The sequence below is a fragment of the Achromobacter sp. genome (assembly GCF_050285565.1).
GTDB lineage: Bacteria > Pseudomonadota > Gammaproteobacteria > Burkholderiales > Burkholderiaceae_B > Achromobacter.
In genome coordinates, this window is the sequence record NZ_JBLZXG010000003.1 from 349,641 (window position 1) to 372,023 (window position 22,383).

Sequence of the window (22,383 nt, forward strand, 5' to 3'; positions counted from 1 at the left end):
GGCGCGCCGCCCGCCGTGGCGGCGCGTTCGCGATTCATCATCCAGGCCGCCACGCCGGCCCGTGAGGTTTTCCCAATGACCCGATCCGAACACTTCCGCCTGCTGGGCGGGCTGCTGCGGCGCGCCGAGACCTTCTCGCGCGTCGCGGTGTGGGCGGGCGGCGCGCTGACCATCGCCAGCGTGCTGCTCATTTCCTTCGACGTCCTGGCCCGCAAATTCCTGGGCTTCAACACCGGCGGCGCCGACGAGCTGTCCAGTTACGCCTTCGCCATCAGCACTTCGTGGGCGCTGGCGTTCGCCACTTTGCAGCGCGCCAATGTGCGGGTGGACGTGCTCTACCAAAAACTGCCGGTGCGCGTGTCGGCAGTGCTCGACTGGATTTCCATGGTGGCGCTGGCGGTCTTCATGGTGTTCCTGACCTACTACGCCTATGAAGTGGTGCAGATGTCCTGGGCGCAGAAATCCACCGCCAACACGCCGCTGGCCACGCCGCTGTGGATCCCGCAGGGGCTGTGGCTGCTGGGCCTGGCCTGGATGTGCGTCACCGTGGCGTTGATGCTGGCGCGCGCCTCGGCCGCGCTGGTGACCGGCGACATCGAACTGGTCAAGGAAATCTGCGGCGTTCGTTCCGCGCAGGAAGAAGCCGACGAGGAAGCCGCCGCCGGCGAGCGCATGGTCAAGGGAGCCGCCGCATGATCGCCACCGCACTGACCCTGTTGCTGGTCCTGATCGGCCTGTCGATCCCCGTGGGCGCGGCCCTGGGGGTGCTGGGCCTGATCCTGGACCCGATGTTCTCGATGCTGCCGCTGTCGCGCGCCATCGGCGAGATTTCCTGGAGCACCAACAACGAATTCCTGCTGGTCGCCATTCCGCTGTTCATCATGCTGGGCGAGGTGCTGTTGCGCGCCGGTTTCGCCGAGCGCATGTACGGGGCCATGAGCCTGTGGCTGTCGTGGCTGCCGGGCGGCCTGATGCACGCCAACATCGGCGCCTCGACGCTGTTCTCGGCCACGTCCGGCTCCAGCGTGGCCACCGCCGCCACGGTGGGCACGGTGGCGATTCCGCAGATCCGCAAGTACGGCTACAACGAACCGCTGTTCCTGGGCAGCCTGGCCGCCGGCGGAACGCTCGGCATTCTGATCCCGCCGTCGATCAACCTGGTGATCTACGGCGTGCTGACCAATTCGTCGGTGCCCAAGCTGTACCTGGCCGGCATCATTCCGGGCTTCGCCATGGCGGCGCTGTTCATGCTGACGGTGGTCGCCGCCTGCGTGGTCAAGCCGTCCTGGGGCGGCAAGAAGATCCAGGCCACCTGGGGCCAGCGCCTGGCCAGCCTGGTGCACCTGGCGCCGCCGATGGGCATCTTCCTGCTGGTGGTGGGCTCGATCTACGCCGGCCTGGCCACGCCGACAGAGGCCGCCGCGCTGGGCGTGCTGGGCGCGTTGATCCTGGCCGCCTGGTTCCGCCGCCTGAGCTGGACCATGCTGCGCGAGGCGATGGAGGGCACCATGCGCTCGACCGCCATGATCATGCTGATCGTGGTGGCCGCGAGTTTCCTGAACTTCGTCATGTCGGCCACCGGCCTGACCGACGCGCTGACCCAGTCCATCACCGGGCTGGGCCTGTCGCCGGGCTGGATGCTGCTGATCGTGATCGTGTTCTACCTGGTGCTGGGCTGCTTCATGGAAACCCTGTCGATGATGATCACGACCATTCCCATCGTCGCGCCCATCATGATCGCCCTGGGCTACGACCCGATCTGGCTGGGCATCGTCATCATCATCCTGGTCGAGGCCGCGCTCATCACGCCGCCGGTGGGCCTGAACCTGTTCGTGGTGCAGAGCCTGCGCAAAAGCGGCTCGATGAGCGCCGTGATCACCGGCAGCCTGCCGTTCGTGGGGGCCATGTTCGTGATGCTGGCGCTGCTGGCATGGTGGCCCGACCTGGCCTTGTGGTTGCCACGGGTGTTCGGCTGACGCGCCGGCCCGCCTGTTCAACGCGGGCGCGGCGCCGGGCCGCGCCCCATTTTTCTCCGTTTCCTTCGCAGGACTTTTCATGAAAGCCGTATTCCAGATCGAAGCCGATTCGCCCCGCCAGGTCGAGGTGGATTTCAACACCCTTATCGTGGCGGGCTGGGCCGGCCGCGACATGGCCGCCATCGAGCATCACATCGAGGAACTGGCCGCCATCGGCGTGCCGCGTCCGACCAGCGTGCCGCTGTACTACCGCATCGCCGACAACCAACTGACCCAGGCCGAACGGGTGCAGGCGGTGGGCGCTGATTCGTCCGGCGAGGTCGAAACCTTCGTCTTCACGGCGGGTGGCGAAATGTACGTGAGCATCGCCTCCGACCATACCGACCGCAAGCTGGAGACGGTCAGCGTGGCCATGTCCAAACAGGTGTGCGTCAAGCCGGTGGCGACCTCGGCGTGGCGCCTGGCCGACGTGGCCGATTATTGGGACGAGCTGGTGATCCGCTCGTACATCGTCGAGAACGGCGCCCAGGTGCTGTACCAGGAAGGCCCGCTGGCCTCGCTGCGCACGCCGCAAGACCTGATCGCTGGCTACACCGGCGGCGCGCCGATGCTGCCCGAAGGCGCGGGCATGACCTGCGGCACCGTCGGCGCCATCGGCGGCATCCGGCCGGCGGCCGAGTTCACCATGGAATTGTACGATCCGCGCCGCCAACGCAGCCTGCGCCACCGGTATCATGTCGAGATTCTGCCGGTGGTGGCCTGATCCCCGGCAGGTGACCTGATTGCCACGACGCGCCCCGGCGGGGCGCGCCGGCCCATCTCTTTTCTTACGCCGGTGACACGGCCCCTGGAACCGTATGCCTTCGACCCTGAATGACCTGACCGCTGCCCTGAACGACGGCCGCACCACTTCCCTTGAACTGACCGAAGCCGCCCTGGCGCGTGCCGGCGATCCGGCCGGCGAGGGCGCGCGCGCTTTCACCCGCCTGTACGCCGAATCGGCCCTGGCCCAGGCTCGCGCCTCGGACACGCTGCGCGCCGCGGGCATCGTGCGCTCGGCCATCGAGGGCCTGCCCATCAGCATCAAGGACCTGTTCGACATCGAAGGCGAGACCACCATGGCCGGCTCGGTGGCGCGCGAGGGCGAGCCCGCCGCCGACGCCAATGCCGAAGTGGTGCAGCGCCTGATCGCGGCTGGCGCGGTCATTATCGGCCGCACCAACATGACCGAATTCGCCTACTCGGGGCTGGGCATCAACCCGCACTACGGCACGCCGCTGAACCCCTGGGACCGCGCCACTGGCCGCATCCCCGGCGGCTCTTCGTCGGGCGCGGCGGTGTCGGTGGCCGACGGCATGGCCGTGGCCGCCATCGGCTCGGACACCGGCGGCTCGGTGCGCATTCCGGCCGCGCTGTGCGGCCTGACCGGCTTCAAGCCCAGCGCCTGGCGCGTGTCGATGGAAGGCGTGCTGCCGCTGTCGGCCAACCTGGACTCCATCGGCCCGATCGCCGCCAGCGTGCGCTGCTGCGCCGAACTGGACGCCATTCTGTCGGGCGAGGGCGGCCCGGTGCCCGAGGCGCTGCCGCTGCGCGGGCTGCGCCTGGCGGTGCCCAGGACGCTGGCGCTGGACGGCATGGACAAGCACGTCTCCGACACCTTCGCGCGCGCCCTGGCGCGTCTGAAGCAAGCCGGCGCCCTGGTCGACGAGATCGCCATTCCGGAATTCGCCGAACTGGCCAACATCAATGCCAAGGGCGGGTTCACGGCGGCCGAGGCCTGGGCCTGGCACCGCGACCTGATCGCCCGCGCCGGCAAGCGCTACGACCCGCGCGTGGTGTCGCGCATCCTGCGCGGCAAGGACATGAGCGCCGCCGACTACCTTGACCTGCTGGACGCACGCGAAGCCTGGGTGGCCGCGGTCGACCGCCGCATCGCCGGCTACGACGCCCTGATCCTGCCGACCACGCCGATCGTGGCGCCGGCGGTGGCCGATCTGGAGGCTTCCGACGAGGCTTACTACGCCGCCAACGGCCTGATCCTGCGCAACCCGACGCTGATCAACTTCCTGGATGGCTGCGCGCTGTCGCTGCCGTGCCACGCGGCCGGCACCGCGCCGGTGGGCCTGATGATCGCCGCCAGCAACGGCGCCGATCGCCGCGTGCTGGCCATCGGCCTGGCGGTCGAGGAATTGCTCGCCGGCTGAGCGCACGCCGGGGCCGCGTTCCAGCCGGTCGGCGTCGGCCGGCGGTTCGGCGGCGCGGGCGGCCTGTCCCGGGCCGAGCGCTGCGAACGGGCAGGGCGGTGTTTTCCGCCATATCGGCCTTCGCTGTCCGCCGCTAACATGGCGGCTGGACAGGCCGCGCAACGGGGCAGGATTCGGGCGCCATGATAGATCTGCGCAATATCGAGACGTTCTTCTGGGTGGCCACGCTGGGCGGTTTTCGCGCCGCGGCCGAAAAGCTCAATGCCACCCAGCCGGCGATCTCTCAGCGCATCGCGTCGCTGGAGGCCGACCTGGGCATCCGCCTGTTCGACCGCGACGCGCGCGGCATCAAGCTGACCGGCAAGGGCCGCGAGCTGCTGTCGCACGCCGAGCGCATGTTGCAATTGCGGCGCGACATGCAGGAGGCGGCGCGCGCCAAGAGCGTGATGAGCGGCACCTTGCGGCTGGGCGTGTCCGAGACCATCGTCCATACCTGGCTGCCCACGCTCATGGAGTATCTGCACGACGCCTATCCGGCGTTGATGGTGGAGATCCAGGTCGACACCACCACCATGCTCAAGACCCAGCTTGCCTCGCGCCAGATCGACCTGGCATTCCTGCTGGGGCCGATGGAAGAACCGCGCATCGAGAACCTGTATCTGTGCAATTACCCGCTCAGCTGGGTCGCCAGCCCCAAGCTGAAGGTGGGGCGCCAGCCGATCAGCCTGAAGCGGCTGGGGCAGTGGCCGGTGATCACTTATTCGTCCACCACCGATCCGCACCGCGCGGTGCGGCAGGTGCTGCAGCAGGCCGGCGTCGACGCGCCGCGCATGTATGGCAGTTCGGCCCTGAGCGTGATCGTGCGGATGGCGCTGGACGGCATCGGCACGGCGGTGATCGCGCCCGTCATCCTGCATAAGGAGCTGGCGCAGGGCGAATTGCGGCTGCTCGATGTCAAGGCGCCGCCGCTGCCGCCGCTGCACTACACCGCCTGCTGGATGCAGGGGCCGGACAGCCAGGTGCCGCGCACCGTGGCCGAGGCCGCGCAGCAGATCGCCCGTGAAGAGGCGCAGCGCCATCCGGCATAACCCTGATAAGGAATTCTGATCGGGGTCTATCGCAACATGTGATTAGACGCGGCGGGCGAGTTCCGGTGCAATGTCCCCATACCAACTTTGACGCAAGGGGAATGGACATGGCATTGGAATCGGCGAGCCGCGGCAGCGTGGAATTGGCGCGCCGCGCGCGGCTCGATGCGCGCAGCGGCAAGCTGACCGGGCCCACCGCCAACCTGGCCCCGGGCCACGTGCAGGCCAATCTGGCGATCCTGCCGCGCGCGCTGGCGGCCGATTTCCTGCACTTCTGCCAACGCAATCCCAAGCCGTGCCCCTTGCTGGCCATGTCCGAGCCGGGCGACCCGGCGCTGCCCGAACTGGGGCATGACATCGACATCCGCACCGACATCCCGCGCTACCGCGTCTGGCACAACGGCGAGCTGGTGTCCGAGCCCACCGACGTGCGCGACCTGTGGCGCGACGACCTGGTGTCGTTCCTGATCGGGTGCTCGTTCTCGTTCGAGGAAGCGATGCTGGACAACGGCCTGCCGGTGCGCCATATCGAGCAGGGCTGCAATGTGCCGATGTACCGCACCAATATCCCCACGCATGCGGCCGGCGTGTTCGGCGGTCCGCTGGTGGTGTCGATGCGGCCGCTCAAGGCCGCCGATGCCATTCGCGCGATCCAGGTGACTTCGCGTTTTCCCTCGGTGCATGGCGCGCCGGTGCACATCGGCGATCCGGCGTTGATCGGGATTGCCGACATCCACCAGCCGGATTATGGTGATCCGGTGGAAATCCGCCCCGGCGAAATGCCGGTGTTCTGGGCTTGCGGCGTGACGCCGCAGTCGGTGGTGGCGGCGGTGCGCCCGGATTTCTGCATCACCCACGCGCCCGGGCACATGCTGGTCACGGATCTCGTCAACAGCCGCATGGCCATCCTGTAATCCTGGCTTCGCATTCTCAGTCATCCGTCAGCGGATAAGCGCTAGAAATCACATTCTTCATGCAGTAGCCGTAATCGTTACAAAACGCCCGCGTCAGGGCGCGTCAGCAGCTTTGGTTTTGCCTCCAAAACGATCCATGAAAGGACAAGGGGAAAAGGCGACAAAAGTTCAGGGCCAACCGCTCGCCGGATCATCGGCGGGTGGCGGCTCGCCGCAGGCCCGGATCCACCGGGCCCGGGCCCGGGGCCGTGCGCCCCGCGTTTTGCATTGCTTTCACAGTGGGATTTTTCCAGGAGTCTGGTAATGAAGATGAAGCTCATTGCGGGTGTCGCCGCGAGTCTGGCGCTGTTGGCGGCCGCGCCGACGCAGGCGCAGGTCAAGACCGTCAAGATCGGCGCGATCTATCCCTTGTCCGGCGCGCTGGCGTCCACCGGCGCCGAGATCAAGGCCGCGGTGGAGCTGGCCGTGGACATCATCAACAATCCGCATCCCGAACTCGAAGGGATTCCGCTGGCCGCGGGCGCCGGTCTGCCGGCGCTGGGCGGGGCCAGGATCGAAGTGGTGTTCGGCGATTCGCAGGGCAAGCCCGAAGTGGGCCTGGCCGACGCGCAGCGCCTGATCGACCAGGAGAAAGTGGTGGCCCTGACCGGCGCCTACCAGTCGGCCGTCACCAAGACCGCCAGCCGCATCGCCGAGCAGCGCGGCATCCCCTATCTGAATGGCGAGTCCAGCAGCCCCGACCTGACCGAGCGCGGCTACAAGTGGTTCTTCCGCACCTCGCCCAACGACGACACCTTCGTCGAGAACATGATGCAGTTCCTGGACGGCGTGAAGGGCACCCCCACCGCCAAGATCGCGGTGGTGTACGAGAACACCGACTTTGGCGTCAACACCTACAAGGCGGTCGAGAAGTTCGCCAAGCAGTACAAGCGTCAGGTGGTGGCCAATATCGCCTACAGCGCCGGCTCGGCCTCGGTGACGGCCGAAGTGCAGAAATTGGCGGCGGCCAAGCCCGATGTGGCGATTTTCGCCAGCTACACCTCGGACGCCATGCTGTTCGTGCGCACCATGCGTGAAAGCAAGTACGCGCCGCCGGTGCTGCTGGCCAACGACGCCGGTTTCATCGACTCGCGCTTCGTGCAGGAGGTGGGCCCGCAGGTGCAGGGCGTGCTGACGCGCGACGTGTGGGGCAACGATGTCGCCGCCGCCAAGGCCGGCCTGAAGAAGATCAACGACATGTACAAGGCCAAGACCGGCAAGGACTTGAACGGCAACAACGCCCGCTCGATGCAAGGCGTGCTGGTGCTGGCCGACGCCATCAACCGCGCCGGTTCCACCGACCCGGAAGCCATTCGCAAGGCGCTGGCGGCCACCGACCTGGGCGAGTCGCAAGTGGCCATGCCCTGGGCCGGCGTGAAGTTCGATGACAAGGGCCAGAACACCAAGGGTTCCGGCCTGATCCTGGAGCTCAAGGGCTCGTCCTACCAGACGGTCTGGCCGGAAAAGTACCGCACCGACAAGACGCTGCCCACGCTGCCGTTCTCCTGGAAGTAATCACCAGCCGTGGCGGGCCGCGGGGGCCCGCCACAGGAGCACTCCATGTTCGAAGCTCTCTCGGCGGGCCTGTTCAATGGCCTGATCTATGCCGCGGTGGCGGTGGGGCTGGCGCTGATCTGGGGCATCACCGACGTCATCAACTTCGCCCATGGCGAATTCCTGATGCTTGGCATGTATGCCGCCTATTGGCTCTACACCCTGGGTCATATCGACCCCACGCTGTCGGCGCCCTTGGTGGCCATCGTGCTGGCCTTCGTCGGTTTCCTCACTTACGCACTGATCATCAGGCGCCTGCAGAAAGGCCCCGCCATGGCGGTGATCCTGGCCACTTTCGGCCTGGGCCTGGTGCTGCGCCAACTGGCGTTCATCGCCTTCAGCCCGGACTACCGCAGCCTGCCCGACACGCTGGTGTCTGGCAGCGTCACGGTGGCCGGCATTTCGCTGGGCCGCCCGCAGGTGGTGACCGGCCTGGTCGCGCTGGTGGTGGTAGTGGCGCTGTTCGTGCTGGTGTACCGCACGCGCTGGGGCCACGCGCTGCAGGCGGTGGCCGAAGACCGCCAGGTGGCCGCGCTGGTCGGCATTTCGCCGGACCGCGTCAATGCCCAGGTCTGGATGCTGGGCAGCGCCGCGGTCGGCCTGGCCGGCGCGTTGCTGACCACGTTCTTCTACGTGTTCCCTTCGGTGGGCACGGTGTTCGGCCTGCTGGCCTTCGTGGCGGTCTGCATGGGCGGGTTCGGTTCGCTGCCGGGCGCCTTCATCGCCGGCATCCTGATCGGCATCATCGAGGCCATGACGGGCTACTTCGTGGCGCCGGCGCTCAAGACGGTCAGCGTCTTCATCCTTTTCATCCTGGTTCTCTGGTATCGGCCGCGCGGCCTGTTCGGGCGGTGGTGACATGACGACGACACGGAAAATAGACAGCGCCTCATCGGGCGTGCCGAAATGGCCGGTGGCCGTGGCGCTGGCGGCGGCGGTGCTGCTTGCGCTGGTGCCGCTGGTGGTGACCGACTCGTTCACCCTGCAGGTGCTGCTGCTGGCCATCATGTTCGGCGCGCTGGGCGCCTGCTGGAACCTGGTGGGCGGCTTTCTCGGGCGCATTTCCTTCGGCCACGCGGTGTTCGTGGGCGTGGGCGGCTACACCACCTTGCTGCTGCTGCATCACCTGAAGCTGACGCCGCTGCTCGGCATTCCGCTGGGCGGCCTGATCAGCGCGGCGCTGGCGTGGCTGGTGGGCGGGCCGACGCTGCGCCTGTCGGGCCATTATTTCGCCATGGCCACTATCGCGCTGCTGCAGATCGGGCTGCTGCTGATGATCAACTGGGACTGGGCCGGCGGCGCGGTCGGGCTGGAGGCGCCGATCGGCGACGCCGCCTGGATGCTGCTGTTCCGCAGCAAGGTGCCGTATTACTGGATCGCGGTGGGGCTGGCGTTCCTGACGTTCTGCGCCACGTACTTCCTGGTGCACTCCAGGACCGGCTTCTACTGGCGCGCCATCAACGGCGACGAAGCGGCCTCGCGCAGCCTGGGCGTGCCGGCGGATCGCTACAAGATGCTGGCGTTCGTGCTGTCGGCCGGCATGACCGGTGTTTGGGGCGGCTTTTTCGCCATGTACGTGGGCTTCATCGATCCCGAATCGATGTTCAGCCTGACGATGTCCGTGCAGGTGGTGCTGGTGGCCATCCTGGGCGGCGTAGGCACCCTGGTCGGGCCCTGGCTGGGCGCGGCGGTGCTACTGCCGCTGTCGGAAGGCACGCGGGTGCTGTGGGGCAGTTCGGGGTTGGGCCTGGACCTGCTGATTTTCGGGTTGGCGATCCTGCTCGTCACCCTGTTCCTGCCAGGCGGTCTGGTGACATTGGGGAGGCGCCGTGGCTCTGCTCGACGTTAAAAACCTGACCAAGCGCTTCGGCGGCCTGGTCGCCAACAAGGACATCTCGCTGTCGGTGGACGCGGGCGAGATCGTTGCCATCATCGGCCCCAACGGCGCCGGCAAGAGCACGCTGTTCAACGGCCTGGTCGGCCATCACGAGCCGACCTCGGGCACGGTGGCGTTCGCCGGCCAGTCCATGATCGGCCGGCGGCCGGAACAGGTCGCGGCGATGGGGCTGGTGCGCACCTACCAGATCCCGCGCAGCTTCGGCCAGATGACGGTGCTGGAGAACGCCATGGTCGGCGCGCTGCTGCGCCATCCGCGCCTGCCCGACGCGCGCCGCGCCTCGGCGCGGGTGCTGGAGCTGGTGGGACTGGCCGACCGCGCCAACACGCTGGCGGCGGAATTGAACGTGGCCGGGCAGAAGCGGGTGGAACTGGCGCGCGCGCTGGCGACCGAACCGCGCATGCTGCTGCTGGACGAAGTGGCCGGCGGCCTGAACCCGGCCGAAGCCATCGCGCTTGCCGAGATCCTGCGCGGCATCCACGCCGCCGGCGTGACGCTGATCATCGTCGAGCACGTGCTGGAAGTGGTGATGCGGCTGGCGCAGCGGGTGCTGGTGCTGAACTTCGGCCAGATGATCGCCGAAGGCGCGCCGCAGGACATTGTGCGCAACCCTGCCGTGATCGAAGCCTATCTGGGGAGGAAGCACCGTGCCTGACGTGATGTTGAAGGTGGACAACCTGAGCGTGGCCTATGGCGGCGTGCAGGCCGTGCGCGATCTGTCGCTCGAAGTGCGCCCGGGTGAAATCGCGGCGCTGCTGGGCGCCAACGGGGCAGGCAAGTCCAGCACCCTGCTGGCCATCATCGGCTCGGTCAAGCCCAAGGCGGGCCGCGTGGTCTTCGAGGGGCGCGACATCACCGGAACGCCGCCAGACCAATTGGTCAAGCAGGGCATCGCCATGATTCCGGAAGGCGCGCGGGTGTTTGCGCGCCAGCCGGTCGAGCAGAACCTGCGCCTGGGGGCCTACACCGTGCGCGACGAACGCGTCTACCAGGAGCGCCTGGACAAGGTCTATGCGCTGTTTCCGCGCCTGAAAGAGCGCCGTGAACAGTTGGCGGGCACCATGTCCGGCGGCGAGCGGCAGATGCTGGCGATCGGCCGCGCGCTGATGAGCGGACCGCGCCTGCTGTTGATCGACGAGCCCAGTCTGGGCCTGTCGCCGCTGCTGGTCGAGCAGGTGTTCGACGCGCTGGCCGCGCTGAACCGCGATGACGGCCTGTCGGTGCTGCTGGTCGAACAGAACATGGCGCAGGCGCTGGAGGTGGCGGCGCGCGCGTATGTGATGCAGAGCGGGCAGGTGGCGCTGTCGGGCGCGGCGGCCGAGCTGGCGGCGTCGGACGAGGTGCGCAAGGCGTATCTCGGGATGTAGCCAAACCGGATCGTCAGATGAAAAATGCCCGTCGCTCGCGCGACGGGCATTTTGATATGCGGCCGGGGGGTGGGGCCGTAAGTCGCGAAGGACTTAGAAGATGTGGCGGATGCCCACGCCGGCGCCCAACTGGCTGGTACGGCCGGCAATTTCACCCGTGGCGGCGTCGCGAACCTTGTTGTAGTCCACGGTGCCGTACACCTGGGTACGCTTGGACAGCGCGTATTCGGCCACGGCCACCAGGGCGTAGCGCTTGCCCTTGTCGCCGTCTTCCACGATGTTCTTGCTTTGGTCGTAGTAGGCGGCGCCGGTGATGGCCCAGCGCGGGGTGGCCTGCCAGGTCACGCCGGCGAAGTAGCCGTTGTCCTTGCGGTCGAGCTGGGCGGTGGTGGTGCCGCCCATGACGGCGTTGACCCAGCCGGTCTGGTCGCGGCCGTTGAAGTAGCCGGCAAAGACCTTGGCGCTTTCGAACTGGTACGAGGCGCTGAAGTTCCATACTTGCTGGCGCAGGTCGGAGTCGTTGCCCTCGTAGGTCCGCATGAAGGCGCCACCCAGGCCCAGTTGGCCGACGGTGTAGCGCAGGCTGATGCCCATCTGCTGGCCGGCGGCGCGATCCGACCACTTGTCGCCGTTGGCCCACGACGCGATCACGGCCAGGTCGCCGATCGTGTTCGAGTAGCGCACGGTGTTGTTGTTGCGCACGCGGCCCATGGCGGCGGGCAGCCACGAGTTTTCGTTGTAGTTACCGACGGTCAGCGGATCGAAATAGTCCGCCATCAGGTCCTGGATCACGGTGTTCTGCAGGCCCAGGGTCAGCGCACCGATGCTGCCGCCGTCCAAGCCGACGTAGGCCAGGCGGTTGAACGTTTTGCCGGAGCTGGACGACTGGCCGTTTTGCACGTTGAAGCCTTGCTCCAGGCGGAAGAAGGCGCGGTTGCCGTCGCCCAGGTCTTCCGAGCCGCGCAAGCCCCAGCGGCTGTTGGAGATGGCGCCGTTTTCCATCGAGATGCGGCTGCCGTCCACGCCGGTCGAGCCGGAACTGGTGTTGACGTAGCGCATGCTGACGTCGGCGATGCCGTACAGGGTGACGCTGGTTTCCGCCGAGGCGGCGCCGGCCAGGCCGAGGCCGGCGACAGCGAGCGAGAGAGTGATGCGTTTCACGAAGGCTTCTCCTTATGTTTCTGTTTTTAGCGTGCGTCGCGCTTGTGGCTCGACGGGACGCGCCTGGCGGTTCGCCTGGAGCTGGGCCGTGGCACCGACGCCAGGGTTGGCGCGGGTCCGGAGCGTAGGCCCGATGTGCATTCCATGCGCCAAAGTGGTGCCGGGAACGCCACGTGGATTCTAAAAAAGTTGCGGCGCGTGTAGTGCGTTTATCTTTTTCGCGTTTTCCCTGGGTTTACAGAATGGCAAAAAAGGCGATGGTTGAAACAATGCCAGGATTGCTCCAAAAAAAACCCCGTTGCAAGAACGGGGTTTCGGGTCGGCCCTGGCCGGGTCAGAGCGTCATGTGCAGGGGCAGCCATGTGGCGATCCCGGGGATCAGGTACAGCAGCAGCACCGCCAGGATCATCAGGAAGAACATCGGCAGCGACGCGCGCGCGATATAGGGCAGTTCGCGCCCGCTCATGCCCGACAGCACGAACAGATTGAAGCCCACCGGCGGCGTGATCTGTGCCATTTCCACAACGAAAACGATGAAGATGCCGAACCAGATCAGGTCGATGCCAGCCGCCTGCACCGTCGGTAGCAGCACGCCCATGGTCAGCACCACGATGGAAATGCCGTCCAGGAAGCAGCCCAGCACGATGAAGAACACCATCAGCGCCATGATCAGCCCGAACTGCGACAGGCCCAAGCCGCCGATCCATTCGGCCAGCGCCCGCGGCAGGCCGATGTAGCCCATCGCCAGCGTCAGGAACTGCGCGCCCGCCAGGATCAGGGCGATCATGCAGTACAGCCGGGTCGCGCCCAGCAGCGACTGCATGAAGGTCGAGCGCGACAGGGAGCCTTGCAGTCCCGACAGGATCAAGGCCCCGACCACGCCGACCGCGGCGGCCTCGGTGGCCGTGGCCAGGCCGGTGTAGATCGATCCCAGCACCGCGCCGATCAGCAGCATCACCGGAATCAGGTGGCGCGAACGCGACAGCTTTTCCTTGAACGTCAGGCCGGGATCGGCCGACGGCACCTCGTCCGGATTGCGGATCGCCCACCAGGCGATATAGCCCATGAACAGCAACGCCAGCAGGATCCCCGGCACGATGCCGGCGATGAACAGCTTGGCGATCGACACGTCGGCGGCCACGCCGTAGACGATCATGATGATCGACGGCGGAATCAGCAGCCCCAGCGTGCCGGCGCCCGACAGCGTGCCCAGGATCTTGGACTCGGGGTAGCCACGGCGCGTCAGCTCCGGGATGGTCATCTTGCCGACCGTGGCGCAGGTGGCCGCGGACGAACCCGACACCGCCGCGAAGATGGCGCAGCCGATCACGTTGGTGTGCAGCAATCGGCCCGGCAGGCGGTTGAGCCAGGGCGCCAGGCCCTTGAACAGGTCTTCCGACAGGCGGGTGCGAAACAGGATTTCGCCCATCCACAGGAACAGGGGCAGGGCGGTCAGCGTCCAACTGGACGAGGCGCCCCAGATGGTGACGGCCATGGCATCGCCGGCGGGCCGGCTGGAGAAGATCTCCATGCCGATCCAGGCGGTGCCCGCCAGCGTCAGGCCGACCCAGACGCCGCAGCCAAGCAGCGCGAAGATCGAGACGACCAGCAGGGTGATGACGAGAAGTTCATTCATGGGTTTGCTGCGAGGTGGCGGCGGCCAGGCCGCGTGAACGGCGAACCAGCTCATCGAGCAGGGCGACCAGGAACAGGACCGTGCCCACGGCCATGCTGAGCTGCGGAATCCACAGCGGCGTGGCGTCGTTGGACGTGGAGATGTCGTTGAACTGCCAGGAGTCGAAGGTCAACTTGACGCTGAAGAAGGCAAAGGCGGCGGCCATCAGGGTGCCCGCCGCCAGCGCGAAGATATCCAGGCGGCGGCTGCCGGCCGGCGACAGCGCGTTCAGCACCAGCGTCACCCGGATGTGTTCACCGTGCTTGAAGGTGCTGGCCAGCGCCAGGAAGCCGGCGGCGGCCATGAAATACCCGGCATAGGCGTCCGTGCCGGGAATGTTCAGGCCGAGCTGGCGCGCGACGATCGCCGCCAGCACGGCCACCAGTACGCCGATCGTGCACAGGCCGGCCAGCAGGCCGGCCGCGCCGTAAAGTCCATCCAGAAAGCGGCGCATGGCGATATCACTGCTTGCGGTAGGCGTCGATCATGGCCTGGCCATCGGCGCCGGCCTTCTTGAGCCAGTCGTCCAGCATGCGCTTGCCGATCACCGACAGGCCTTCCTTGAGCTCGACCGTCGGCTTGATGGTCTCCATGCCGTTCTTGGCCAGCTCTTCCTGGTACCACTTGTTCTTTTCCTGCGACAGCTTCCAGCCGCGTTCCTCGGCCTGCGCGCCGGCCTTCTTCAGGGCTTCCTGCGTTGCCGGGTCGAGCGCGTCGAACGCCTTCCTGTTGACGATGACGGCGTTCTTGGGCAGCCAGGCCTGGGTGTCGTAGAACTTCTTGATGTATTCGTAGGTCTTGGTGTCGTAGCCGGTGGAAGCCGACGACATGTACGAGTCGATCACGCCGGTGGCCAGCGCCTGCGACAGCTCGGCCTGCTGCACCGTCACCGGCTGGGCGCCGACCAGTTCGGCGATCTTGGCCGTCACCGGGCTGTAGGCGCGCCACTTCAGGCCCTTCATGTCGCTGATCTGCTTGATGTCCTTGTTGGCGAAGATGCCCTGGGGCGGCCAGGCCACCGCGTACAGCAGCGTCATGCCCTGCGAATTCAGCTTCTTTTCCAGGAACGGCTTTTGCGCCTGGTAGAGCTTGAACGAGGCCTCGTAGCCGGTGGCCAGGAAGGGCAGGCCGTCCAGTTCGTAGATCGGGTCTTCGTTGGCGAAGTTGGTCAGCAGGATCTCGCCGATCTGGGCCTGGTTGCCTTGCACCGCGCGCTTGATTTCCGGCGCCTTGTAAAGCGAGGCGTTGTTGTGCAGCGTGATCTTGAGCTTGCCTTCGGACAGCGTGTCGACGTCCTTGATGAAGGTGGTCAGGTTTTCGACGTGGAAGTTGCTGGCCGGATAGGCGCTGGGCAGGTCCCACTTGGTCTGGGCCTGGGCGCCGGCGCTGAACGCCAGGACGATGGAGCCGGTCAACAGCGAGAGCTTCTTGATCATGATGTCCTTCTTTGCGAATGATGAGTGCGGGGGCCGCGGCCCCGGTAGGCATGGCGAAAACGCGCGCGGCGCGACATGACGCACAGCGCAAAAGCCGTGCCATTCTATGTTGCCCATCGGTCACAAAGTGCCTGTAAAGGCCTGTTTACGGGTAATTCCTAGGCTGACGCACGCCACATGCTTGAAGATTGAAATAGGGTGCCCACGGGCCGGACGTTGGCTTGCGGCAGTGGCGTTTTCTTCTAACATCTTGCCATCGCAGTCGTGTCGCAGAGGGTCGTGTGAATTTCGTATTTCGTCGTGACGAGTTGCTGGTCGAGGAAGCCACCAGCGTATTGCCCGACCTGGACGCCTGTGCGCGTGCCGGGCTCGCGGCCGAAGCCTTGCAACCGGTGTGGGCCGCGCCGGAATCGCCGGCCCGCGCCGCGCACGTCGAACCGGACATCGAGGCGCCCCAGGGCTACGCGTTCAAGAAGCTGCGCGCCTTGTTCGGGGTGCTGGACGAGGAACGCATGGCGCTGGCCGGGCGCGCCTACCAGATCGCCGAATGGGCCCGCACCCACCGCTTCTGCGGCGCCTGCGGCACGGCCACCACGCGCGTGGCCGGCGAGTTCTGCCAGCGCTGCCCGGCCTGCGGCTTCTCGGCCTATCCGCGCATCTCGCCAGCCATGATGGTGCTGATCCGCAAGGGCGACAGCATCCTGCTGGCGCGTCACACCGCCAATGCCAGCGGGCGCTACACGGCGCTGGCCGGTTTTGTCGAACCGGGCGAAAGCCTTGAGCAGACGGTGCATCGCGAGGTGCTGGAAGAGGTCGGCCTGAAGGTCGGCAACCTGAAATATTTCGGCAGTCAGTCCTGGCCGTTTCCGCATTCGCTGATGGTGGCCTACACCGCCGAATACGTGTCGGGCGACATCCGCGTGCAGGAAGACGAGATCGCCGATGCGCGCTGGTTCGGCCCGGGCGACCCGATGCCCGAGATCGCGGCGCGCATCTCCATCGCCGGTTCGCTGATCCGCGCGCATCTGCCGGCGGGCTGGGATCCGTCATAACGGCCTGGAATGGGCAGGCGCCGGCCTGGGGCGCCTGGCGCCCACGCGTTCGCGTGGCCCCGCAGACGGGCCGGTCGGGCGGGCGGAGCCTAGGGTATTCCCTCGAAACGAGGGTTTTTTTCCGTCCCTGATTTGTTTTTTATTGATGAAATATAGATAAATTATTAGTATTTCGCGCAGATAAACTTGTTGCGCAGGCCTTATGACCTCCACGTTGATCGCCTCATCGGCCCATCTGGCCGGCGGCAGTGCGCCGGATCTGTCCGAAGTCGAATTCGGCCTGATGATCGCCAGCCATGCCTTCGACCGCTGGACCGTGCGCTGCATGGCCGCCGCCGGGCTGCCCGACCTGACGCCCACCGACGTCATGGTGTTCCATCACGTGTACCACCGCCAGCGGCCGAAGAAGCTGGCTGATATCTGCTTCACGCTGAATGTCGAGGACACGCACATCGTCAACTACGCGCTGAAGAAGCTCGACCGCCTCGGCGTGGTCAAGGGCGAACGCGCCAGCAAGGAAGTGTTCTACAGCGTCACGCCCGAGGGCGCGGCCATCATCAAGCGCTACGGCGAAATCCGCGAGCAATGCCTGACCGCCGGCCTCGACGCGCCGGGCGGGGGCGGCCTGGAATTCAGCCGACAGCTCGCGCACACGCTGCGCGCCCTGTCCGGTCTGTACGACCAGGCCGCGCGCGCCGCGACCTCGCTCTAACCCTTACGCGGCCTCGTTGCCGCGACACCACCCGCACGCCGCGGCCGGCAGCGCCGTAGCGGCTTCTTGTACCCGAGGATAGTTATGAAGTGGCAATTCTGGATTGATCGTGGGGGCACCTTCACCGACATCGTGGCGCGCCGCCCCGATGGCACCACCACCACCGCGAAGATGCTGTCGGAGAACCCGGAGCAATACCGCGACGCGGCGGTGGCGGGCATCCGCAAGCTGCTGGGCATCGCGCCCGGCCAGCCGGTGCCGGCCGAGCAGGTCGAATGCGTCAAGATGGGCACCACGGTCGCCACCAACGCGCTGCTCGAACGCAAGGGCGAGCGCACGCTGCTGGTGACCACGCGCGGTTTCCGCGACGGCCTGCGCATCGCCTACCAGAACCGTCCGCGCCTGTTCGACCGCAACGTGGTGCTGCCGGAAATGCTCTACGAGGCCGTGGTCGAGGCCGACGAACGCGTGGCCGCCGACGGCGAAGTGATCCGCGACCTGGACGAAGCGGCGCTGCGCCGCGATATGCAGGCCGCCTACGACAGCGGCATCCGCACCGTGGCCATCGTCTTCCTGCACGCCTGGCACGCCCCGGGGCATGAGCAGCGCGCCGCCCGCATCGCGCGCGACATCGGCTTCACCCAGGTGTCGGCCTCGCACGAGGTCAGCCCGCTGATCAAGTACGTCTCGCGCGGCGACACCACGGTGGTCGACGCCTACCTGTCGCCCATCCTCAAGCGCTACGTCGACCAGGTGGCCGGCGAACTGCCCGGCATCCGCCTGATGTTCATGCAATCGAGCGGCGGCCTGACCGACGCCCACCGCTTCCGCGGCAAGGATGCCATCCTGTCCGGCCCGGCTGGCGGCATCGTCGGCATGGTGCGCACCAGCGAGCAGGCCGGTTTCGACAAGGTCATCGGCTTCGACATGGGCGGCACCTCGACCGACGTGTCGCACTATGCCGGCGAATTCGAACGCGAATTCGAGACCCAAGTGGCCGGCGTGCGCATGCGCGCGCCCATGATGAGCATCCATACGGTCGCGGCCGGCGGCGGCTCGATCCTGCATTTCGACGGCGCGCGCCTGCGCGTCGGCCCGGATTCGGCCGGCGCCAACCCCGGCCCCGCCTGCTACCGCCGGGGCGGCCCGCTGGCCGTGACCGACTGCAACGTGCTGCTCGGCAAGATCCAGCCCGACTTCTTCCCCAAGGTGTTCGGCCCCGACGCCAATGAGCCGCTGGACCGCGATGCGGTGGCGCAGCGCTTCCAGGCCATGGCCGACGAGGTCCGCGCCGCCACCGGTCGCGACATGACGCCGGAACAACTGGCCGAGGGCTTCCTGGAAATCGCCGTCGGCAACATGGCCGAAGCCATCAAGCGCATATCCGTGCAGCGCGGCCATGACGTCACCGAGTACGCGCTGACGGTGTTCGGCGGCGCCGGCGGGCAGCACGCCTGCCTGGTGGCCGACGCGCTCGGCATGACCACCGTGTTCGCGCACCCGCTGGGCGGCGTGCTATCGGCCTACGGCATGGGCCTGGCGGACCAGACCGATATGCGCCAGAAGACCGTCGAGAAGGTGCTCGATGCCGCGCTGATGGCCGAACTGCAAGGCGAGCTGGACGCGCTGGCCGAACAGGCCGTGGGCGAATTGCGCCGCCAGCACGTCGCCGACAGGGACATCCGCGTGCAGCGCCGCCTGCACCTGAAGTACCGCGGCACCGACACTGCGCTGGAAGTGCCGTATTCCGACCTGGCGCAGGTGCGCAAGGACTTCGAGGCGGCCTACCGCCAGCGCTATTCCTTCCTGATGCCCAACCGCGAACTGGTGGTCGAAACCATCTCGGTGGAAGCCACCGGCGGCGGCGAACGCGTCACCGAGACGCCGGCTTCGCGCAGCCGCGACGGCGCGCTGGCGCCGCGCCGCACGGTGCGCATGTACAGCGGCGGCGCCTGGCGCGACACGCCGTTGTATGTGCGCGAGGACATGGCCGGCGGTGACCGCGTGGCCGGCCCCGCCATCATCTCCGAGCCGAACCAGACCACCGTGGTCGAGCCCGGCTGGCAGGCCGAGCTGACGCAGCAGGATCACTTCGTGATCCGCCGCGTCGAGGCCCGCCCGCAGCGCCGCGCGGTCGGCACGCAGGCCGACCCGGTGATGCTGGAGGTATTCAACAATCTGTTCATGTCGATCGCCGAGCAGATGGGCTACCGCCTGCAGAACACGGCGTACTCGGTCAACATCAAGGAACGCCTGGACTTCTCCTGCGCGATCTTCGACGCCCAGGCGCGCCTGATCGCCAACGCGCCGCACATGCCGGTGCACCTGGGCTCCATGGGCGAGTCGGTGCGCACCGTCATGAATGCCAACGCCGGCCGCATGCAGCCGGGCGACGCCTACGTGGTCAATGACCCGTACCACGGCGGCACCCACCTGCCGGATGTCACGGTGATCACGCCGGTATTCGACCGCAAGGGCAGCGAGATCCTGTTCTACGTCGGCTCGCGCGGCCACCATGCCGACATCGGCGGTACCACCCCGGGTTCGATGCCGCCGGATTCCAAGACGGTCGAAGACGAAGGCGTGCTGTTCACCAACTTCCAGTTGGTCAAGGGCGGCGAGTTCCGCGAGCAGGCCGCGCGTGACATTCTGGGCTCCGGCCGTTGGCCGGCGCGCAACCCGGACCAGAACATCGCCGACATGCACGCGCAGATCGCCGCCAACGAAAAGGGCGTGCAGGAACTGCTGCGCATGTGCGATCACTTCGGCCTGGATGTGGTGCGCGCCTACATGGGCCACGTGCAGGACAACGCCGAAGAGGCGGTGCGCCGCGTGATCTCGGTGCTCAAGGATGGCAGCTACGAGTATCCGCTGGACAACGGCGCGGTCATCCGCGTCGCGGTGCGGGTCGACCAGCAGGCGCGCAGCGCCGTGGTCGACTTCACCGGCACCTCCGACCAGTTGGACAACAACTTCAACGCCCCGGGCGCCATCGCCGTGGCCGCGGTGCTGTACGTGTTCCGCACCCTGGTCAACGACGACATCCCGCTCAACGATGGCTGCCTGGTGCCGCTGTCGATCATCCTGCCGGAAGGCTCGATGCTGCGCCCGAACCCGCCGGCCTCGGTGGTGGCGGGCAACGTCGAGACGTCCATGTGCATCGTCAACGCGCTGTACGGCGCGCTCGGCGTGCTGGCCGCCAGCCAGGGCACCATGAACAATTTCACGTTCGGCAATGCGCGCCACCAGTATTACGAGACCATCTCGGGCGGCACCGGCGCCGGTCCCGTGCGCATCGACGCCGCCGGCCCGCACGACGAGGGCTTTGCCGGCACCTCGGTGGTGCAGGCGCACATGACCAACTCGCGCCTGACCGATCCCGAAGTGCTGGAGTTCCGCTTTCCGGTACGGCTGGAGTCGTACGAGATCCGCCACGGTTCGGGCGGGGCGGGGCGCTATCCGGGCGGCAATGGCGGCATCCGCCGCATCCGCTTCCTGGAAGACATGACCGCCGCGATCCTGTCCAACAACCGCCTGCACGCGCCGTTTGGCCTGGCTGGCGGCGGACCGGGCGCCATGGGCCGCAACTACGTCGAGCGCGCAGATGGCTCGGTCGAGGAACTCGGTCCGCAGGACAGCGCCCAGCTGCATCCGGGCGACGTGTTCGTGGTGGAAACGCCGGGAGGCGGGGGCTACGGCGCGGCGTAAGCCGCTGCCGCCGCGGTCCGGCCCCGCTCAGGCGGGGGCGGACGCGGCGTCATCCGGATCGTTCATCACATCCAGAACGATGCCCGCCTTGGGCTTGCGGTCATAGACCCGCAGCGTCACCTCGCCATCGCCAATCTCGAAGATCGCGGTGGCGAGCGTGTTTTCGCCGTCCGGATCGGCGTGGTCGGTGCGCAGGATCGGCAGGATTTTATTGTTATGAAAACTGCTTAGGGGATCGAGCGAATCGTCAGTTGTTTGACCGTATTGGCGGTTTGACGGCGAGGCGCCTTGGAAAAGAAAGTGTTCGCAGCAGTCGTCTCGAGGTCAATCGGCAACACCGCCAAGAATTTCCCTGAAAGCGCTTCTTCCCTCACGTTCCACATGGATTCAAACTGTGTACGGCTGAAGGTGCGATTGCCCAAGGATGGGTCCGCCAGCCATACGGTGTCTCCATTGATGCCTCGCAAAACGCTGAAGTGGTCGTCCTTGCGGTGTTTCATGTAAACGATGACTGGCATTCTGAGGCGGGCCAATTGATCAAAGCTCGCGGCAAAACCTTGCGCCTTGAAGCCGAACCGGGCGAGTGCACTGGCCATGTCCTCGAAGCTGGCTCTCCCATCGGCCTTGTTCATGGCCTTGAGAAGTTGTTCTTCGGTGACTTCCTGGCCATAGTGGCTGTCGAGTAGCGTGGCAAGAGATGCGGCGCCGCAAGAGTAGTCCAAATTCTGCTTGACTATCCGGTCGTCGCGCAGAAGCTTCCAGCTTCTTACCGGAACGATTCCATGGCTGGAGTGTGTCAAGAGCAGGACGCCTGCGGGGCGAGGCAACCTAGCAGTGCTCGACCCACCCGCCGCAATGGCGCTGGCTGTGGCCAGCACGGCAACGGCGATGAGCCGCAGCATGATGAAATGCTTCTGGTTCATTGCGCTGGGATGATAATAGGCGGGGGCGGCAAAGCGACTCCCAGCATGACCAGGACGGCGCCAAGCGCCACGAACACGATCATTGTGACCAACATGGCCGGAATCAGCCCTATCGCAATGCCGCCGATGCTGTAGCCCAGACTGGCTTTGGGGATCGCGCTCGAGAGGGCATTGGCCCCGACCCACACCGAATATAGCCATAACAGCAGCGTAAGGAGTTGGGGAGCGCCCATGGCAGTCAGGCCGATACCGAGCAGGTCTGCCACCAGCCAAGAGGCCGCCACCAGGTTGAACAGATCGCCTTGGCCATCCCATCGGCCACCGCGTTTCATCCAGGCTCGCAGTACGCAGACGATGATAAGAAAGGCAGCCCAGGTCGTGATGACTGTCCCGCACAGCGTTAGCCACGCGGGGACGGCGGGCAAATCCGATTCTGAGGGCACGCCGGAAATCAAGCCGGCTGCCAAACCGATGATCGTGATGACTGATGCGGATCGCCAGCGAGGGAAATTGAACCGCGAGAAAGGCAGTCCGTTCAGGAAAAAGAGGGAGAGGGAAGATGCGATCATTGAGCCGGTTTGCTTAAAAGCAACGTGATTAACAACGTCCATCAGGACATTGAAGCTGCGTAGTGGCAACGTTATGGTCCGGGCCGTTGGAGAGAAACAATTCAATGG

At 66.5% G+C, this 22,383-nt stretch carries 20 protein-coding genes and 1 pseudogene; 14 read left to right on the top strand and 7 right to left on the bottom strand.

Going from position 1 to position 22,383, the window contains the following annotated elements; translation table 11 throughout:
- Window positions 1–75: 75 nt before the first annotated feature.
- The 11 genes from ACN6O8_RS07585 (at window position 76) to ACN6O8_RS07635 (ending at window position 11,039) form a co-directional block, all read left to right on the top strand.
- A complete protein-coding gene (locus tag ACN6O8_RS07585) occupies window positions 76–696 on the top strand; it encodes a TRAP transporter small permease subunit (protein ID WP_427990447.1) in 621 nt (206 codons plus the stop codon).
- Window positions 693–1,976 carry a TRAP transporter large permease gene (locus ACN6O8_RS07590; RefSeq protein WP_427990448.1) on the top strand — a complete coding sequence of 428 codons (1,284 nt, stop codon included), beginning with the start codon at window positions 693–695 and terminating at the stop codon, window positions 1,974–1,976. Before ACN6O8_RS07585 ends, ACN6O8_RS07590 begins: the two co-directional genes overlap by 4 nt.
- A gap of 79 nt (window positions 1,977–2,055) precedes the next feature.
- Window positions 2,056–2,739, top strand: coding sequence for a DUF2848 domain-containing protein (locus ACN6O8_RS07595; protein WP_427990449.1), 684 nt, complete (start codon window positions 2,056–2,058; stop codon window positions 2,737–2,739).
- A 94-nt stretch (window positions 2,740–2,833) separates the two neighbouring features.
- A complete protein-coding gene (locus ACN6O8_RS07600; RefSeq protein WP_427990450.1) occupies window positions 2,834–4,180 on the top strand; it encodes an amidase in 1,347 nt (448 codons plus the stop codon).
- 182 nt (window positions 4,181–4,362) lie between these two features.
- Window positions 4,363–5,268, top strand: coding sequence for a LysR family transcriptional regulator (locus ACN6O8_RS07605; protein WP_427990451.1), 906 nt, complete (start codon window positions 4,363–4,365; stop codon window positions 5,266–5,268).
- A 107-nt stretch (window positions 5,269–5,375) separates the two neighbouring features.
- Complete coding sequence (locus ACN6O8_RS07610; protein ID WP_427990452.1) at window positions 5,376–6,182, top strand: putative hydro-lyase; 807 nt, start codon at window positions 5,376–5,378, stop codon at window positions 6,180–6,182.
- 303 nt (window positions 6,183–6,485) lie between these two features.
- Window positions 6,486–7,736, top strand: a complete 1,251-nt coding sequence (locus ACN6O8_RS07615; protein WP_427990453.1) for an ABC transporter substrate-binding protein — start codon at window positions 6,486–6,488, stop codon at window positions 7,734–7,736.
- A gap of 45 nt (window positions 7,737–7,781) precedes the next feature.
- Window positions 7,782–8,633, top strand: a complete 852-nt coding sequence (locus ACN6O8_RS07620; RefSeq protein WP_427990454.1) for a branched-chain amino acid ABC transporter permease — start codon at window positions 7,782–7,784, stop codon at window positions 8,631–8,633.
- 1 nt (window position 8,634) lies between these two features.
- Complete coding sequence (locus ACN6O8_RS07625; protein WP_427990455.1) at window positions 8,635–9,624, top strand: branched-chain amino acid ABC transporter permease; 990 nt, start codon at window positions 8,635–8,637, stop codon at window positions 9,622–9,624.
- Complete coding sequence (locus tag ACN6O8_RS07630; RefSeq protein ID WP_427990456.1) at window positions 9,605–10,327, top strand: ABC transporter ATP-binding protein; 723 nt, start codon at window positions 9,605–9,607, stop codon at window positions 10,325–10,327. Before ACN6O8_RS07625 ends, ACN6O8_RS07630 begins: the two co-directional genes overlap by 20 nt.
- 4 nt (window positions 10,328–10,331) lie before the next feature.
- Window positions 10,332–11,039, top strand: coding sequence for an ABC transporter ATP-binding protein (locus ACN6O8_RS07635; protein ID WP_427990681.1), 708 nt, complete (start codon window positions 10,332–10,334; stop codon window positions 11,037–11,039).
- A gap of 93 nt (window positions 11,040–11,132) precedes the next feature.
- On the opposite strand, the gene ACN6O8_RS07640 is transcribed toward ACN6O8_RS07635, so the two are convergent.
- From ACN6O8_RS07640 to ACN6O8_RS07655, 4 genes are all read right to left on the bottom strand, one after another.
- A complete protein-coding gene (locus tag ACN6O8_RS07640; RefSeq protein ID WP_427990457.1) occupies window positions 11,133–12,200 on the bottom strand; it encodes a porin in 1,068 nt (355 codons plus the stop codon).
- Window positions 12,201–12,534: 334 nt separating this feature from the next.
- The gene (locus ACN6O8_RS07645) at window positions 12,535–13,836 is read right to left on the bottom strand and encodes a TRAP transporter large permease (RefSeq protein ID WP_427990458.1); all 1,302 of its coding nucleotides are present in this window, start codon (window positions 13,834–13,836) and stop codon (window positions 12,535–12,537) included.
- Window positions 13,829–14,329, bottom strand: a complete 501-nt coding sequence (locus tag ACN6O8_RS07650; RefSeq protein ID WP_427990459.1) for a TRAP transporter small permease — start codon at window positions 14,327–14,329, stop codon at window positions 13,829–13,831. Before ACN6O8_RS07650 ends, ACN6O8_RS07645 begins: the two co-directional genes overlap by 8 nt.
- Window positions 14,330–14,336: 7 nt before the next feature.
- Window positions 14,337–15,311: a TRAP transporter substrate-binding protein gene (locus ACN6O8_RS07655; protein WP_427990460.1), complete on the bottom strand. Its 975-nt coding sequence runs from the start codon at window positions 15,309–15,311 to the stop codon at window positions 14,337–14,339.
- 281 nt (window positions 15,312–15,592) lie between these two features.
- Between ACN6O8_RS07655 and nudC the strand changes: the two genes are divergently transcribed.
- From nudC to ACN6O8_RS07670, 3 genes are all read left to right on the top strand, one after another.
- Window positions 15,593–16,363, top strand: coding sequence for an NAD(+) diphosphatase (gene nudC, locus ACN6O8_RS07660; RefSeq protein ID WP_427990461.1), 771 nt, complete (start codon window positions 15,593–15,595; stop codon window positions 16,361–16,363).
- A gap of 202 nt (window positions 16,364–16,565) precedes the next feature.
- Entirely contained in the window at window positions 16,566–17,075 is a 510-nt protein-coding gene (locus tag ACN6O8_RS07665; protein ID WP_427990462.1) for a winged helix DNA-binding protein, read from the top strand.
- An 84-nt stretch (window positions 17,076–17,159) separates the two neighbouring features.
- Window positions 17,160–20,783, top strand: coding sequence for a hydantoinase B/oxoprolinase family protein (locus ACN6O8_RS07670; RefSeq protein WP_427990463.1), 3,624 nt, complete (start codon window positions 17,160–17,162; stop codon window positions 20,781–20,783).
- Between the two features lie 27 nt (window positions 20,784–20,810).
- Here the strand turns inward: ACN6O8_RS07670 and ACN6O8_RS07675 are convergent.
- From ACN6O8_RS07675 to ACN6O8_RS07685, 3 genes and pseudogenes are all read right to left on the bottom strand, one after another.
- A pseudogene (locus ACN6O8_RS07675) lies at window positions 20,811–20,990 on the bottom strand (C45 family autoproteolytic acyltransferase/hydolase); the annotation flags it as partial.
- Between the two features lie 20 nt (window positions 20,991–21,010).
- Window positions 21,011–21,706 carry a C39 family peptidase gene (locus ACN6O8_RS07680; protein WP_427990464.1) on the bottom strand — a complete coding sequence of 232 codons (696 nt, stop codon included), beginning with the start codon at window positions 21,704–21,706 and terminating at the stop codon, window positions 21,011–21,013.
- Window positions 21,703–22,275 (bottom strand): hypothetical protein, encoded by a 573-nt coding sequence (locus ACN6O8_RS07685; protein WP_427990465.1) that lies wholly within the window; start codon window positions 22,273–22,275, stop codon window positions 21,703–21,705. Before ACN6O8_RS07685 ends, ACN6O8_RS07680 begins: the two co-directional genes overlap by 4 nt.
- Window positions 22,276–22,383: the final 108 nt, after the last annotated feature.

Excerpts from the sequence above, each read along its gene's own strand:
- ACN6O8_RS07585 (WP_427990447.1), top strand. The coding sequence starts at position 76 with ATGACCCGATCCGAACACTTCCGCCTGCTGGGCGGGCTGCTGCGGCGC.
- ACN6O8_RS07590 (WP_427990448.1), top strand. The coding sequence starts at position 693 with ATGATCGCCACCGCACTGACCCTGTTGCTGGTCCTGATCGGCCTGTCG.
- ACN6O8_RS07595 (WP_427990449.1), top strand. The coding sequence starts at position 2,056 with ATGAAAGCCGTATTCCAGATCGAAGCCGATTCGCCCCGCCAGGTCGAG.
- ACN6O8_RS07600 (WP_427990450.1), top strand. The coding sequence starts at position 2,834 with ATGCCTTCGACCCTGAATGACCTGACCGCTGCCCTGAACGACGGCCGC.
- ACN6O8_RS07605 (WP_427990451.1), top strand. The coding sequence starts at position 4,363 with ATGATAGATCTGCGCAATATCGAGACGTTCTTCTGGGTGGCCACGCTG.
- ACN6O8_RS07610 (WP_427990452.1), top strand. The coding sequence starts at position 5,376 with ATGGCATTGGAATCGGCGAGCCGCGGCAGCGTGGAATTGGCGCGCCGC.
- ACN6O8_RS07615 (WP_427990453.1), top strand. The coding sequence starts at position 6,486 with ATGAAGATGAAGCTCATTGCGGGTGTCGCCGCGAGTCTGGCGCTGTTG.
- ACN6O8_RS07620 (WP_427990454.1), top strand. The coding sequence starts at position 7,782 with ATGTTCGAAGCTCTCTCGGCGGGCCTGTTCAATGGCCTGATCTATGCC.
- ACN6O8_RS07625 (WP_427990455.1), top strand. The coding sequence starts at position 8,635 with ATGACGACGACACGGAAAATAGACAGCGCCTCATCGGGCGTGCCGAAA.
- ACN6O8_RS07635 (WP_427990681.1), top strand. The coding sequence starts at position 10,332 with ATGTTGAAGGTGGACAACCTGAGCGTGGCCTATGGCGGCGTGCAGGCC.
- ACN6O8_RS07645 (WP_427990458.1), bottom strand. The coding sequence starts at position 13,836 with ATGAATGAACTTCTCGTCATCACCCTGCTGGTCGTCTCGATCTTCGCG.
- ACN6O8_RS07650 (WP_427990459.1), bottom strand. The coding sequence starts at position 14,329 with ATGCGCCGCTTTCTGGATGGACTTTACGGCGCGGCCGGCCTGCTGGCC.
- ACN6O8_RS07655 (WP_427990460.1), bottom strand. The coding sequence starts at position 15,311 with ATGATCAAGAAGCTCTCGCTGTTGACCGGCTCCATCGTCCTGGCGTTC.
- ACN6O8_RS07665 (WP_427990462.1), top strand. The coding sequence starts at position 16,566 with ATGACCTCCACGTTGATCGCCTCATCGGCCCATCTGGCCGGCGGCAGT.
- ACN6O8_RS07670 (WP_427990463.1), top strand. The coding sequence starts at position 17,160 with ATGAAGTGGCAATTCTGGATTGATCGTGGGGGCACCTTCACCGACATC.
- ACN6O8_RS07680 (WP_427990464.1), bottom strand. The coding sequence starts at position 21,706 with ATGAACCAGAAGCATTTCATCATGCTGCGGCTCATCGCCGTTGCCGTG.
- ACN6O8_RS07685 (WP_427990465.1), bottom strand. The coding sequence starts at position 22,275 with ATGATCGCATCTTCCCTCTCCCTCTTTTTCCTGAACGGACTGCCTTTC.